The sequence below is a fragment of the Mesorhizobium sp. WSM1343 genome (assembly GCF_055901535.1).
Genome location: NZ_CM148370.1, coordinates 5,190,051 through 5,202,769, shown reverse-complemented (window position 1 = coordinate 5,202,769; position 12,719 = coordinate 5,190,051). Strand labels below are relative to the sequence as shown.

General features: G+C 63.0%; 15 protein-coding genes. 11 read left to right on the top strand and 4 right to left on the bottom strand.

The window, feature by feature from the left end; all coding sequences use genetic code 11:
* Positions 1–32: 32 nt before the first annotated feature.
* The 10 genes from AC0NIL_RS25500 (at position 33) to rnhA (ending at position 6,986) form a co-directional block, all read left to right on the top strand.
* On the top strand, positions 33–977 hold the full coding sequence (locus AC0NIL_RS25500; RefSeq protein WP_127365999.1) for a heme o synthase: 945 nt from the start codon (positions 33–35) through the stop codon (positions 975–977).
* A 2-nt stretch (positions 978–979) separates the two neighbouring features.
* Complete coding sequence (locus AC0NIL_RS25495) at positions 980–1,138, top strand: hypothetical protein (RefSeq protein ID WP_013532777.1); 159 nt, start codon at positions 980–982, stop codon at positions 1,136–1,138.
* Entirely contained in the window at positions 1,138–1,770 is a 633-nt protein-coding gene (locus AC0NIL_RS25490) for a cytochrome c oxidase assembly protein (RefSeq protein ID WP_224674071.1), read from the top strand. Before AC0NIL_RS25495 ends, AC0NIL_RS25490 begins: the two co-directional genes overlap by 1 nt.
* Position 1,771: 1 nt before the next feature.
* Positions 1,772–2,653, top strand: coding sequence for a cytochrome c oxidase subunit 3 (locus tag AC0NIL_RS25485; protein WP_013532775.1), 882 nt, complete (start codon positions 1,772–1,774; stop codon positions 2,651–2,653).
* Between the two features lie 91 nt (positions 2,654–2,744).
* On the top strand, positions 2,745–3,236 hold the full coding sequence (locus AC0NIL_RS25480) for a L,D-transpeptidase family protein (RefSeq protein ID WP_013532774.1): 492 nt from the start codon (positions 2,745–2,747) through the stop codon (positions 3,234–3,236).
* A 21-nt stretch (positions 3,237–3,257) separates the two neighbouring features.
* On the top strand, positions 3,258–3,644 hold the full coding sequence (locus AC0NIL_RS25475; RefSeq protein WP_024503617.1) for a DUF983 domain-containing protein: 387 nt from the start codon (positions 3,258–3,260) through the stop codon (positions 3,642–3,644).
* The gene (locus AC0NIL_RS25470; RefSeq protein ID WP_275953735.1) at positions 3,641–4,396 is read left to right on the top strand and encodes an SURF1 family protein; all 756 of its coding nucleotides are present in this window, start codon (positions 3,641–3,643) and stop codon (positions 4,394–4,396) included. Before AC0NIL_RS25475 ends, AC0NIL_RS25470 begins: the two co-directional genes overlap by 4 nt.
* Before the next feature lie 88 nt (positions 4,397–4,484).
* Positions 4,485–5,495 (top strand): 4-hydroxy-3-methylbut-2-enyl diphosphate reductase, encoded by a 1,011-nt coding sequence (ispH, locus tag AC0NIL_RS25465; RefSeq protein WP_013532771.1) that lies wholly within the window; start codon positions 4,485–4,487, stop codon positions 5,493–5,495.
* Between the two features lie 5 nt (positions 5,496–5,500).
* Positions 5,501–6,463 (top strand): homoserine kinase, encoded by a 963-nt coding sequence (locus AC0NIL_RS25460; RefSeq protein WP_024503619.1) that lies wholly within the window; start codon positions 5,501–5,503, stop codon positions 6,461–6,463.
* Positions 6,464–6,467: 4 nt separating this feature from the next.
* Entirely contained in the window at positions 6,468–6,986 is a 519-nt protein-coding gene (gene rnhA / locus AC0NIL_RS25455) for a ribonuclease HI (RefSeq protein WP_027164143.1), read from the top strand.
* A gap of 133 nt (positions 6,987–7,119) precedes the next feature.
* On the opposite strand, the gene AC0NIL_RS25450 is transcribed toward rnhA, so the two are convergent.
* The 3 genes from AC0NIL_RS25450 to AC0NIL_RS25440 all read right to left on the bottom strand — a co-directional run bounded on the left by AC0NIL_RS25450 (position 7,120) and on the right by AC0NIL_RS25440 (position 9,043).
* Entirely contained in the window at positions 7,120–7,596 is a 477-nt protein-coding gene (locus AC0NIL_RS25450) for a DUF2938 domain-containing protein (RefSeq protein WP_013532768.1), read from the bottom strand.
* A gap of 72 nt (positions 7,597–7,668) precedes the next feature.
* Positions 7,669–8,151 (bottom strand): peroxiredoxin, encoded by a 483-nt coding sequence (locus AC0NIL_RS25445; protein ID WP_027164142.1) that lies wholly within the window; start codon positions 8,149–8,151, stop codon positions 7,669–7,671.
* 85 nt (positions 8,152–8,236) lie between these two features.
* Positions 8,237–9,043, bottom strand: a complete 807-nt coding sequence (locus AC0NIL_RS25440) for a protein-disulfide reductase DsbD domain-containing protein (protein ID WP_013532766.1) — start codon at positions 9,041–9,043, stop codon at positions 8,237–8,239.
* 170 nt (positions 9,044–9,213) lie between these two features.
* On the opposite strand from AC0NIL_RS25440, the gene AC0NIL_RS25435 reads away from it, so the two are divergent.
* Entirely contained in the window at positions 9,214–9,822 is a 609-nt protein-coding gene (locus AC0NIL_RS25435; protein WP_013532765.1) for a YqgE/AlgH family protein, read from the top strand.
* A gap of 5 nt (positions 9,823–9,827) precedes the next feature.
* Here the strand turns inward: AC0NIL_RS25435 and AC0NIL_RS25430 are convergent, their stop codons facing one another.
* Positions 9,828–12,716: an EAL domain-containing protein gene (locus AC0NIL_RS25430; protein ID WP_013532764.1), complete on the bottom strand. Its 2,889-nt coding sequence runs from the start codon at positions 12,714–12,716 to the stop codon at positions 9,828–9,830.
* Between the last annotated feature and the right edge of the window lie 3 nt (positions 12,717–12,719).

Below are 12,719 nucleotides of genomic sequence, written 5' to 3'. Positions count from 1 at the left end.
TTTTGGCCAACGGATGATGGACTTAAGTACGCATGGCCCTTGTCGACGACCCATTGATTGACGAAGCGGGCTTTCGCATGTCGGAAGCGACGGCGGGCGATTTCTTCGCGCTGCTGAAGCCGCGCGTCATGTCGCTGGTGGTGTTCACCGCCTTTGTCGGCCTGGTCGCCGCCCCCGTGACCATCAACCCTCTGCTGGCGGTGATCGCCATCCTGGCTATTGCGATAGGTGCTGGCGCCTCCGGCGCGCTCAACATGTGGTACGATGCCGACATCGATGCCGTGATGACCAGGACCGCCAGCCGCCCGGTCCCGGCCGGTCGCATCCAGCCGCACGAAGCGCTGACCTTCGGGCTGGTGCTGTCGGTGCTGTCGGTGATGACGCTCGGCGTGCTGGTCAACTGGCTGGCGGCGACGCTGCTGGCCTTCACCATCTTCTTCTACGCCGTCGTCTACACGATGTGGCTGAAGCGCTGGACGCCGCAGAACATCGTCATCGGCGGGGCCGCCGGTGCCATTCCGCCCGTGATCGGCTGGGCCGCGGTGACCGGGACGGTCAGCCTCGAAAGCGTTGTCTTGTTCCTGATCATCTTCCTGTGGACGCCGCCGCATTTCTGGGCGCTGGCGCTGTTCAAGTCCGAGGACTATGCCAAGGCCGGCATTCCGATGATGCCCAACGTCGCCGGCCACGCTTCGACCCGCCGCCAGATCTTCGCCTATGCCCTGGTGCTGGCCCCGGTAGGCGTGCTGCCGTGGCTGCTCGGCTACACCACGCCCTTCTATGGCGTGGCCGCCCTGCTGCTCGGGGTCGGTTTTGCCTGGTACGCGTGGAAAGTGCTTGGCATGGCCGACGATGACCGCGTCATGAAACCGGCCAAGGCCCTGTTCGCCTATTCGCTGCTTTATCTCTTCGCCATCTTCGCTGCCTATCTGGCCGACAGCGTTGTCGAACGCGCGCTTGCCATGGGTGGAGCATGACCATGATCGAGGAAAAGCTCGAGACCGTCACGTTGACCGAGCGTCAGAAGAAGGCGCAGCGCAGCCGTTCTATCGCCATCGGCGTGGCGCTGGCGCTGCTGGTGGTCATTTTCTACATCGCGACGATCGTGAAGTTCGGCCACAATCTGGGCACGATGTGATGAGCGTCGAGAAGTCCAGGAAAGCGGCGGGCAAGAACAGCAACGTCATCGTCGCGGCTGTCTGCCTCGCCTTCTTCACCGGCATGATCGGCATGGCCTATGCCGCGGTGCCGCTCTACAAGATGTTTTGCCAGGCGACCGGCTATGGCGGCACGACGCAACGTGCCGAGAAGCAGTATGCCGGCCGCGTGCTCGACCGCGAGATCACCGTCCGCTTCGATGCCAACGTCGCCGGCGTGCCGTGGGAGTTCCAGCCGGTCCAGCGCTCGATGACGATGAAGATCGGCGAGACCGTGCAGGCGCACTATCAGGCTACCAATAAGTTCGATCGTCCCGTGACCGGCCGCGCCACCTTCAACGTGCAGCCTGAGCTGGCGGGACCCTATTTCAACAAGGTCGAGTGCTTCTGCTTCACCGACACGACGCTGAAGCCCGGCGAGACGCTGGACATGCCGGTCCTGTTCTATGTGGACCCCGACATCGTCAATGTGCCGGAGCTCAAGGACGTGAAGACGATCACGCTGTCCTACACGATGTTCCCGGTCGAGAAGACCAAGCCGGTCGCCTCCTCGGCGCCGGCCGATGGCAACAGCAAGACAATTTCGAATACCGAAGCAAATCTCGGGGGTTGATATGGCAGACGCGCACGCAAAACCACAGCATGACTATCATCTCGTCGACCCGAGCCCATGGCCTTTCCTAGGCTCGGTAGGGGCGCTCGTCATGGCCTTTGGCGGTGTCGCCCTGATGGAATATCTGAAGGGCGGGTCGTTCCCGGTCTTCGGCTTCAACATCGCCAATCCGTGGCTGTTCTTCATCGGCCTCGTGATCGTCCTCTACACCATGTTCGCCTGGTGGTCGGACACGATCAAGGAAGCGCATGAGGGTCATCATACGCGGGTCGTGTCGCTGCACCTGCGCTATGGCATGATCATGTTCATCGCCTCGGAGGTGATGTTCTTCGTTGCCTGGTTCTGGGCCTATTTCGATGCCAGCCTTTTTGCCGGTGAGGCACAGAACTACGCGCGCGCCACATTTACTGGTGGCGTCTGGCCGCCGAAGGGCATGGAGGTTCTCGATCCCTTCCATTTGCCGCTCTACAACACCGTCATCCTGCTGCTGTCGGGCACCACGGTGACCTGGGCGCACCATTCGCTTCTTCACGGCGACCGCAAGGGGCTGATCAACGGCCTGGTGCTGACCGTTGGCCTCGGCATGCTGTTCACCATGGTGCAGGCCTACGAGTACATGCACGCTCCGTTCGCTTTCAAGGATTCCATCTATGGCGCCACCTTCTTCATGGCGACCGGCTTCCACGGGTTCCACGTCATCATCGGCACCATCTTCCTGTTGGTCTGCCTGATCCGGGCGATGAAGGGTGATTTCACCCCCAAGCAGCATTTCGGCTTCGAGGCGGCCGCCTGGTACTGGCACTTCGTCGACGTGGTCTGGCTGTTCCTGTTCGCCTCGATCTACGTCTGGGGATCGGTCGGCGCGGTGATCGAGGGCCACTGATCCAGGCCTGAGGGATTTTCATTTCTGGAGGCGGCCGCGGCAACGTGGCCGCCTTCTTCTTTTTGGCGCAATGATCGCTGATCGATAGCCAATGCGACTGACAATCTTCCGGGCTATTTGCGCATTGATGATCGGGGCACTCCCGGCCTTTGCCGGCGAGAAGGTGGGCCTGGTGCGTGTTCACAAGGCCGAACGCCGGCTGGAACTGATCGGCGACGGCAAGGTCCTGCGAAACTACGGCATCGCGCTCGGCGGCGATCCCGTCGGGCACAAGCACCAGGAGGGCGATCAGCGCACGCCCGAGGGGAACTATGTCCTCGACTGGCGCAACCCGAACAGCATCGCGCACAAATCGATCCATATTTCGTACCCCAATGCCGATGATGAGGCCGCCGCCAAGGCGCGCAATGTCGGCGCGGGCGGCATGATCATGATCCACGGCCAGCCGAATGGTTATGGCTGGTGGGGCTGGCTGCTTCAATTGGTCGACTGGACCGACGGCTGCATTGCGGTTACGGACTCCGACATGGACGAAATCTGGGCGCTGGTGGCCGATGGCACACCGATCGAAATCGAGCGGTAAGCAATGAGCGACGACGCTCCTATGAGTGAAGACAGAGCGATCTGGCCGCCGATCGATCCGATCTCGGCCGGCCTGCATGGCCGCTGCCCGCGCTGCGGCGAGGGGCGGTTGTTCTCCGGCTTCCTCACTGTCGGCAAGCGCTGCGTCAATTGCGGCCTCGATTATTCCTACGCCGATGCCGGCGACGGGCCGGCGGTGTTCGTCATCCTGATCATAGGCTTCCTTATCGTCGGCCTGGCGCTCTGGGTTGAAGTCACGCTTAGCCCGCCGCTCTGGTTGCATCTGCTGGTCTGGATTCCGCTGGCTGTCGTGCTGTGCCTGGCGGCGCTGCGGCTGATCAAAGGCGTGCTGCTGACGCTGCAATACCGCAACAAGGCGGCCGAAGGCCGGTTGGATCGCGGCGAATGAGCGAGGCAACCGTTAAAGCCGATGGCCGATCGCGGCCTAGGACGGCATTGCTGCTCGGCCTTGGCCTTGTGCTGTTCCTGATCCTGCTGGTGCTCGGCACCTGGCAGGTGCAGCGCCTTTATTGGAAGGAAGGCCTTCTGCAGACCATCGACCGGCGCACTCATTCAGCGCCGCGGCCGCTGGCCGAGGTCGAGAAAGAATTCGCAGCCACCGGGGACGTCGATTATACGCCCGTCGCCGTCACCGGGACGTTCCTGCATCAAGGCGAACGGCATTTTTACGCGACCTGGGAAGGCGATGCCGGCTTCAATGTCTACACGCCGCTGGCGCTCGACGACGGCCGCTTCGTCCTGATCAATCGCGGCTTCGTGCCTTACGATCTGAAGGATGCCGCCAAGCGCGCCAAGGGACAGGTGACTGGCAGAGTGACGGTCACGGGGCTCGCCCGCAACCCCCTGCCAGCAAAGCCGTCGATGATGCTGCCCGACAACGATGTGGCGAAGAACATCTTCTACTGGAAGGACCGCGACGTCATGGCGGCGAGCGCGGGCCTGCCGGCTGGGTTCACGCTGGTGCCGATCTTCATCGACGCAGACAAGACTCCAAATCCAGGCGGATTGCCGGTTGGCGGCGTCACCATCATCGACCTGCCGAACAGCCATCTGCAATATGCCGTCACCTGGTACGGGCTTGCCGCAGCGCTCGCCGCCGTGCTCATCCTGCGGCTTCGTCGCCCCGCGAAAAAGGAATGAACGCGAGCGACGCCCCCTTTCTACCGATGCCCTTGACAGGGCAGGGGTGCGCACCTCATTTCGGCTTTGATCAACCGGCCCGGATTTAATGCTTCAGACAACCACCAAACCACCTCTGACGATCCGGCTCTGCCAGCCGCGCGGTTTTTGCGCCGGTGTCGACCGTGCCATCCAGATCGTCGTGCTGGCGCTGAAGAAATATGGCGCGCCGGTCTACGTCCGCCATGAAATCGTGCACAACCGCTACGTCGTCGAGGGGCTGCAAAGCCTTGGCGCCGTCTTCATCGAGGAACTCTCCGAGATCCCGGCCGAACATCGGCAGTCGCCCGTCGTGTTCTCGGCGCATGGCGTGCCGAAATCGGTGCCGGCGGATGCGAAGGCGCGCAATCTCTTCTATCTCGATGCCACTTGCCCGCTGGTGTCGAAGGTCCACAAGCAGGCGATGCGCCATCAGCGGCTCGGCCGTCATGTGCTGTTGATTGGTCACGCCGGACATCCCGAGGTGATCGGCACCATGGGCCAGCTCCCGGACGGAGCGGTGACCCTGATCGAAACCGAAGCCGATGCCGCAAAGCTCTCGCCCGTCGATCCGCAGGCGCTAGGCTTCGTTACCCAGACCACATTGTCGGTCGAGGACACCGCCGGCATCATCCGCGCCTTGCAGGATCGCTTTCCGGCGCTGCAGGCGCCAGCGGCGGAATCGATCTGCTATGCCACCACCAACCGCCAGGAAGCCGTCAAGGACACCGCGCCGGGCGCCGATCTCTATCTGATCGTCGGCGCGCCGAATTCATCCAATTCGCGACGACTTGTCGAAGTGGCGGAGCGTGCAGGCGCCACCATGTCGCTTCTCGTGCAGCGCGCCGCCGAGATTCCGTGGAATGACATCGGCAACATTTCGACGCTCGGCCTGTCGGCCGGCGCGTCGGCGCCCGAAATCATCGTCGACGAGATCATCGACGCGTTCCGGCAGCGCTTCGATGTCACGATCGATCTGGCCATCACGGCCACGGAAACGGAGGATTTTCCGGTCATGCGGGTACTGCGCGATGTCGAACTGACGCGGGCCGACATGGCCTTCGTCAATGGAGCCGCGTAAGGCACATGGCGGTCTACACTGACGTCGCGGAAGGCGAACTCGGCGCATTCCTGAAGCACTATCCGGTCGGCGATCTCCTGTCCTACAAGGGCATCGCCGAAGGCACCGAGAACTCGAACTTCCTGCTGCACACCTCGAGCGGCTCCTACATCCTGACGCTCTATGAGAAACGCGTCGAGAAGGCGGATCTGCCGTTTTTCCTCGGACTGATGGGCCATCTCGCCTACAAGGGCGTGTCCTGCCCGCTGCCGGTGACCGCCCATGACGGCAGCGTCATCGGCACGCTCGCCGGCCGGCCGGCGGTCATCATCACCTTCCTGGAAGGGCTTTCGTTGCGGCGGCCCACAGCCACGCATTGTGCCGAGGTCGGCAAGGCGTTGGCGCAATTGCATCTGGCCGGCGCCGATTTTTCGATGACGCGTCCGAATGCCCTGGCCATCGACGGCTGGCGCAAGCTCTGGGACGCAGCGCGCGACCGCGCCGACGAGGTCGAGCCGGGCCTGGCGGCCGAGGTTGATGCCGACTTTGCCGATTTTGAGCGCAACTGGCCCAAAGACCTGCCGCAAGGCATCATTCATGCCGATCTTTTCCCGGACAACGTTTTCTTCCTCGGCGAAAAGCTCTCCGGCCTGATCGACTTCTATTTCGCCTGCGACGACCTCTATGCCTACGATGTCGCCACCTGCCTCAACGCCTGGTGCTTCGAGAAGGATTTTTCCTTCAACCTGACCAAGGGCAAAGCGCTGCTCGCCGGCTACCAGAGCGTCCGGCCCCTGAGCGATCAGGAAAAGGCTGCGCTGCCGATGCTGGCGCGCGGTTCGGCGTTGCGCTTCATGCTGACCCGGCTATACGACTGGCTGACCGTCCCCGATGGCGGGCTGGTGATGAAACGCGATCCGACCGAATACATCAGAAGGATGCGGTTCCACCGGGCGATCAAATCTCCTTCGGAATATGGATTGGCCTGATATCATGAGCAAACAGGTTGAGATCTTCACCGACGGCGCTTGTTCGGGCAATCCCGGCCCTGGCGGCTGGGGCGCGATCCTGCGCTTCAACGGCACCACCAAGGAGCTTTCCGGCGGTGAGGCCGAGACGACCAACAACCGGATGGAACTGTTGGCCGCTATCTCGGCGCTGAACGCGCTGAAGGAACCGTGCACGGTCGAGCTTCACACCGACAGCAAATACGTCATGGACGGCATTTCCAAGTGGATCCACGGCTGGAAGAAGAACGGCTGGAAGACCGCCGACAAGAAGCCTGTCAAGAACGGTGAACTCTGGCAGGCGCTCGACGAGGCCAACAAGCGCCACAAGGTCACCTGGAACTGGGTCAAGGGCCATGACGGCCATGTCGAGAACGAGCGCGCCGACGAACTCGCGCGCGAAGGCATGGCGCCGTTCAAGAAAGGCCCGTTCAAGCCTGCAGCAGCGCCAAAGCCTGCTGCGCCGGCAATCGCGAAGGTGCGGCGCTCGACCCAGAGCTATTGAATTTCAGGAGCGGCGCGGCTCGGGTACGAAGAAGCGGATCAGCCAGCGGGCGGCGGCAACTACTACGATATCGGCGCGCATTCCGTTGTCTACGGCTGGCAGCCGATCGACAGGCCGACACAGCCGTAAGCGCTTATCGTATCAGCAGCGCCGTGCCCCAAAGCCCAAGTGCGAACACCGTGTGCGACACCAGGTTCAGCGCCCGGATCCGCATCGGGTTGGGCCGCTTCGAGGCGGCCCAGCCGGCGCCCATGCCGGGTGCCAGCAGGAACCAGCCGGCGCCGACGGTGACAATGCCGAGGATGAAGGCCGGCAGAAATGTCGGCGCGGCAAGCCAGCCCGCTCCGGCCAGCACCACCAGGATGATGCCGTAGATGATGCCGACAAAATAGTGAAAGGCCCAACCCAGCGCCTTTTCATGCGCGTATGGTGCTGTATCGCCGATATCGTCGTGAAAGACCTTGTCACGGAGATGCCAGACCCAGCGGCCGACCGGCCCCCAGTTCGGCCGTGGCTGGCCGAACGCCTTGTGCAGGAAGATGGCCCAGAGATCCATCAGCACGGTGGCGCCGACGCCGATCGCGATAGCGCGCCAGAAGATGTCAAACATCGCTAGGATCCCCCCAAAGCAACCCATGAACCACAAGCGCCATCGCCGTTGCGGCCGAAGGCGCACTGAAGTTCAGAGCTGTCCCAGAATATGGGCCGCGCCGGACTCGTCGACACCGGGCTTGGTCTCGACATTGAGCGCGGTGACCTTGCCGTCGTCGACGATCATCGAAAATCGCTTCGAACGCAGCCCCATGCCGCTGGCGGAAAGGTCATTGTCGAGGCCCACTGCCTTGGCGAAATCGCCACTGCCGTCGGCCAGGAACAGGATCTTGCCCTCGCCGCCGGTGAAGCGCGCCCAGGCGCCCATGACATGGACGTCATTGACCGAAACGACGGCGATGGTGTCGACGCCGCGCGCCAGGATGGCGTCATGGTTCTCGAGATAGCCGGGCAAGTGGTTGTTGCTGCAGGTCGGCGTGAAGGCGCCGGGAACTCCAAACAGAACGACCTTTTTGCCCGGGAAGATCTCGGCCCCGGTGATCGGCTTGGCGCCGTCGTCGGTCATCGTCTTGAAGGTCACGTCAGGCAGCTTGTCGCCAACGGAAATGGTCATGGATTCCTCGCTTGGGAAAATGGGGAAGGGCGTGTCTTTGCGTAGCGAACCCAACGGCTTCCTGCAACCGTTGCGATGGGCTGGATCAAGGGAAAGGCAGAACCCCTTCGACAGCGCCCGCCGCACTCGTCAGCGTATAGTGAAGCCCGCCATCGGTCGGCGTCGTCGAGGGGCGGTCGAGGATCGGCACGGTGAAAATCAGCTTGCCGTCCTTTTCGCTGCGGGCCGGGGTGCCGAACATGTAATCCCGCTCGCCGGCAACGAAGAAATCCGCCGCCGCCGGATCGCCGGGAAAGCTCGCCTCGACAATCAGCGTCTCATGGTCGCCCGGCAGCACATTGATGCCGAAATCGGACCTCGCGGGCGCTGGCAGTGCCGTAAAACTCGCCTTCACCAGCGCCGCGTCCTCGGCATTGTCCGGATCGGAGGCGGGGTCGACGGTCAGCCGCGTCTGCACCGGAATGCAGATCGTTTCGCAGATGCCGAGAAAGATGTCGGCATCGATCACCGCCGGCTGGTTCGGCGTCGCCAGCGTGAATGTCACCGGCAGAGAGACCGGATAGTTGTAGCCCGCCCATTTGCCATAGCCGTCGTCATGGCGCTGCGGCGCCGGAAACGACAGAGCGGCGTCGGCGATGTTGGTGCTGGCCGAAATGTCGAGTTGCGGCGGCACGCCCGCGTCTCCCGGATCGCGCCAATATGTCTTCCAGCCGGGCTTGAGCGCTATGTCGAGAACGCCCTGTATGCGGCCGGCATCGTCGGCTTTGCCTGATGTAACCAGCCGGACCTTGCCGCCTTCGCTGTTGTACCACGCCGACGAAGAGGCGGCGGCGGGAAGAGCGGTGGCCGATCCGATGGCGGCGCCGAGCAGCAGGATTTTCAAGGTTCGCATGGCGGTGATTTGATCGTCCGTTCGTGGCCGCGCAATGATTTCATGGCCTTGCCGGTATCATATTTGCGTGACTTCGAGGGAGAAGAATGTTCGAGCCGCCGCCACAGGCTTTGGTCGAATCCAGCACGGCGCATCTTTTCGGCGCTTTGGAAACGCGTTACGCTCCCTTCATGGACTTGTTGCGCCACAAGAAGACGGTCGCTAGTCGCGGCTTTCTCGACGATCAGTTCCTGATTGCCATGCCCGGCATGAAGGACGACCGTTTCACGCGCTCGGTCATCTATGTCTGCGCCCATTCCGATGAAGGCGCCATGGGCCTGATCATCAACCAGACGCAGCAGATGCTGTTTCCGGACTTGCTCGTGCAACTGGGCATCATGAACGAGCAGGAGGCAATCCGCTTGCCGGCTCAGGCCCGCGATTTCGTCGTGCGCAATGGCGGCCCCGTGGATCGCAGCCGGGGCTTCGTCCTGCATTCGGGCGACTATCGGGTGGAATCGTCGCTGACCGTTTCCGACGACATCTGCCTGACGGCGACCGTCGACATATTGCGCGCCATATCGTCCGGCCGCGGACCCCGTCATGCGCTGATGGCGCTCGGCTATTCCGGCTGGGGTGCCGGCCAATTGGAGACCGAGATCGCAGAAAATGGCTGGCTTACCTGTCCGGCCAGTGCCGAGCTTCTGTTCGACACCGATATCGAGCGCAAATACGACCGGATCCTCGCCTCGATCGGTATCGACCTTGCGCATCTCAGCCTCGCTGCCGGACACGCCTGATCCGTTTACGCTTGCGTCAGCGGATACTGCTCTTTCAGCGTCTTCAGCACCTGGTCGCCCGGCATTGGCGCGCCGAACATGAAGCTCTGGACATATTCGCAGCCCATCTGGCGCAGTTCCAGCGCGTCGCTCTCGTCCGAAATGCCCTCGGCGACGACGGACAGGCCGAGTTCATGCGCCATGTTGACCATCGATTTCAGCAGCACCGCGCGCTTGGGCGTGTTGTCGTCGACGAAGCTCTTGTCGATCTTGATGGTGTCGAAGGGGAAACGCGTCAGATAGGCCAATGAGGAATAGCCGGTGCCGAAATCGTCCAGCGACAGGCCGATGCCGAGCTGCTTCAGCTTGGTCAACACATGGGCGGTCTGCTCGGGATTGTCCATGACGAGCGATTCGGTGAGTTCGAGCCGGAAGCAGCGCGGCTTCAGGTTGGCCCGAGCGATGACCGAGCGGACGTCGCTGACCAGGTCGCGGCGGATCAACTGCCGGCTGGACAGATTGACCGAGACCGACAGCGGCGCGTCGCCGATCTGCTTTTGCCAGCTGGCGAGGTCTTCCGCCGCCTGCTGCATGGCAAACAGGCCGAGCTGCACGATCAGGCCGCAGCTTTCGGCGACCGGGATGAAATCCGCCGGCGGGATCATGCCGCGGCGCGGGTGGTCCCAGCGCAGCAGCGCCTCGAAGCCGGCGACACTGCCGTCCTCGAGCCGCACGATCGGCTGGTAGGCAAGGGTGAATTCGCGTCGCTCGATGGCGCGGCGCAGGTCGGATTCGAACTGCAGCCTGTCGGTGCCGACAGTGCGGAAAGCCGGACGGAACGGCTCGATCCTGTCGCCGCCGAAGCGCTTGGCCTGATGCATGGCAAGCTCGGCATCCTTGACCATGTCCTCGGCCGACATCTGTGGCGAATTCCAGGTGATCAATCCGATCGAGGCGGTCAGCACGATCTCGCGCTTGGCAAAGGTGATCGGATTGTTGATGGCATGCTTGATGGCATCCGCCACGGCGGCGATGCGGGCCGGGTCCTGTTCGGACAACAGCATCAGCGCGAACTGGTCGCCGGCAAAGCGCGACAGCGAGTCCTTCGGCTTGAGCAGCCGGTGCAGGCGACGCGCGATGGTCAAGAGGATGGTGTCGCCGGCCGAGATGCCGAGCCCGTCGTTGACCTGCTTGAAACGGTCGATGTCGATGACGAAGACGGTCGGGCGCACCTTCTCTTCGGTGCGCGCGATCGAGATGATCGCTTCCAGCCGGTTCATCAAAAGTTCGCGGTTCGGCAGGCCGGTCAGGTTGTCGTGCACGGCATCGTGCAGCAGCCTTTCCTCGGACTTTTTCTGCTCCGTCACGTCGACCATGGTGCCGACGCAGCGGATGACTTCGCCGTCGGATCCGATGACCGGGCGCGCACGCAGCGAGAACCAGTGATAGTGGCCGTCGGCGCCGCGCAGTCGGAAGTTCTGCGACACCCGGCCGCGCCGGTGCTCGAGCACGACGTCGAGCGTCGTGCGGAACGTGTCGCGGTCGTCGGCATGCAGCACCGGCAGCCAGTTACGCGCCGCACCGCCGAGGCTGTTCGGCGCCAGCCCGAGTTGGATGCTGACATCGGGCTTGGTGACGACGCGGTCGCGCAGCACGTCCCAGTCCCACACCGTGTCGCCCGATCCGGCGACGGCAAGCGCCTGCCGCTCCAGATCGGAGAACAGGCCCTGATGCAGCGCGCCGCCGGCAAAGGCATGCTGCATGACAGTGAAGCCGATCAGCAGGATGATCAGGATCAGCCCGCCGCCCAGGGCCGGCTGGGCGATGTCGTTGTCGAGCATGCCGGTGATCGCCATCCACGACCCGCATAACCACAACAGCACCATGACCCAACTGGGCACCAGCATGATCGCACGATCATAACCACGAATCCCGAGGAAGATGATCAGGCCAAGCCCCGTCAGTGCGGTGGCGGCGAAGGACAGCCTGGCGATGCCGGCGGCGACCGCGGGATCGACGATCGCGACGCCGGCGATCAGCACCAGCCCGAGTATCCAGACCAGCGCGCCATAACTGAAATGGCCGTGCCATCGGTTGAGGTTGAGATAGGCGAACAGGAACACCACGAAGGTTCCCGCCAGCGCCACCTCCGTTCCCGCCCGCCACATCTGCTCATTGCCGGGCGAGATCTCGATGACCTTGTTGAGGAAGCCGAAATCGACGCAGATATAGGCCAGTACCGCCCAGGCAAGCGCGGCGGTCGCGGGGAACATCGAGGTCCCCTTGACCACGAAAAGGATGGTCAGGAACAGCGCCAGCAGGCCCGCAATGCCGATGACGATGCCGCGAAACAGCGTGTAGGAATTGACCGAGTCCTTGTAGGATTCGGGATCCCAGAGGTAGACCTGCGGCAGCTTCGGCGAGGCCAGTTCGGCGATGAAGGTGATCACCGTGCCGGGGTTCAGCGTCACCCGGAAAACGTCGGCGTCGGGACTGGTCTGGCGGTCGAGCGCGAAGCCTTCGCTGGGCGTGATGGCAGCGATGCGGGTCGAGCCCAGATCCGGCCAGAAGATGCCGGAATTCACCAGGCGGAAATGCGGTGCGACGATCAGCCGGTCGAGCTGCTGGTCGGTGGTGTTGGCGAGCGCGAAGACAGCCCAGTCACCGGTCGAACGGGCATCATTGGCCTCGACCTCGATGCGCCGCACGATGCCGTCCGGACCCGGCGCGGTCGACACCTGGAAATTCTCGCCCTGGTTGCGGTAGATCTCGACGGCGCCGGAAAGGTCGAGCGCGACGTCGTCGCGGGCGATCTTGATCGGCTCGACGGCGAAGGCCGACGATGCCGCCCACAGCGTCAGGAGTGTCGCGAGGACAATGGCGAACAGCGGCCCGTTGCGCAGGAATTTCGTCAAAAA

Bases quoted from the DNA above. Each gene is read 5' to 3' on its own strand.
- AC0NIL_RS25500 (WP_127365999.1), top strand. From the start codon at position 33: ATGGCCCTTGTCGACGACCCATTGATTGACGAAGCGGGCTTTCGCATG.
- AC0NIL_RS25495 (WP_013532777.1), top strand. From the start codon at position 980: ATGATCGAGGAAAAGCTCGAGACCGTCACGTTGACCGAGCGTCAGAAG.
- AC0NIL_RS25490 (WP_224674071.1), top strand. From the start codon at position 1,138: ATGAGCGTCGAGAAGTCCAGGAAAGCGGCGGGCAAGAACAGCAACGTC.
- AC0NIL_RS25485 (WP_013532775.1), top strand. From the start codon at position 1,772: ATGGCAGACGCGCACGCAAAACCACAGCATGACTATCATCTCGTCGAC.
- AC0NIL_RS25480 (WP_013532774.1), top strand. From the start codon at position 2,745: ATGCGACTGACAATCTTCCGGGCTATTTGCGCATTGATGATCGGGGCA.
- AC0NIL_RS25475 (WP_024503617.1), top strand. From the start codon at position 3,258: ATGAGTGAAGACAGAGCGATCTGGCCGCCGATCGATCCGATCTCGGCC.
- AC0NIL_RS25470 (WP_275953735.1), top strand. From the start codon at position 3,641: ATGAGCGAGGCAACCGTTAAAGCCGATGGCCGATCGCGGCCTAGGACG.
- ispH (WP_013532771.1), top strand. From the start codon at position 4,485: ATGCTTCAGACAACCACCAAACCACCTCTGACGATCCGGCTCTGCCAG.
- AC0NIL_RS25460 (WP_024503619.1), top strand. From the start codon at position 5,501: ATGGCGGTCTACACTGACGTCGCGGAAGGCGAACTCGGCGCATTCCTG.
- rnhA (WP_027164143.1), top strand. From the start codon at position 6,468: ATGAGCAAACAGGTTGAGATCTTCACCGACGGCGCTTGTTCGGGCAAT.
- AC0NIL_RS25450 (WP_013532768.1), bottom strand. From the start codon at position 7,596: ATGTTTGACATCTTCTGGCGCGCTATCGCGATCGGCGTCGGCGCCACC.
- AC0NIL_RS25445 (WP_027164142.1), bottom strand. From the start codon at position 8,151: ATGACCATTTCCGTTGGCGACAAGCTGCCTGACGTGACCTTCAAGACG.
- AC0NIL_RS25440 (WP_013532766.1), bottom strand. From the start codon at position 9,043: ATGCGAACCTTGAAAATCCTGCTGCTCGGCGCCGCCATCGGATCGGCC.
- AC0NIL_RS25435 (WP_013532765.1), top strand. From the start codon at position 9,214: ATGGACTTGTTGCGCCACAAGAAGACGGTCGCTAGTCGCGGCTTTCTC.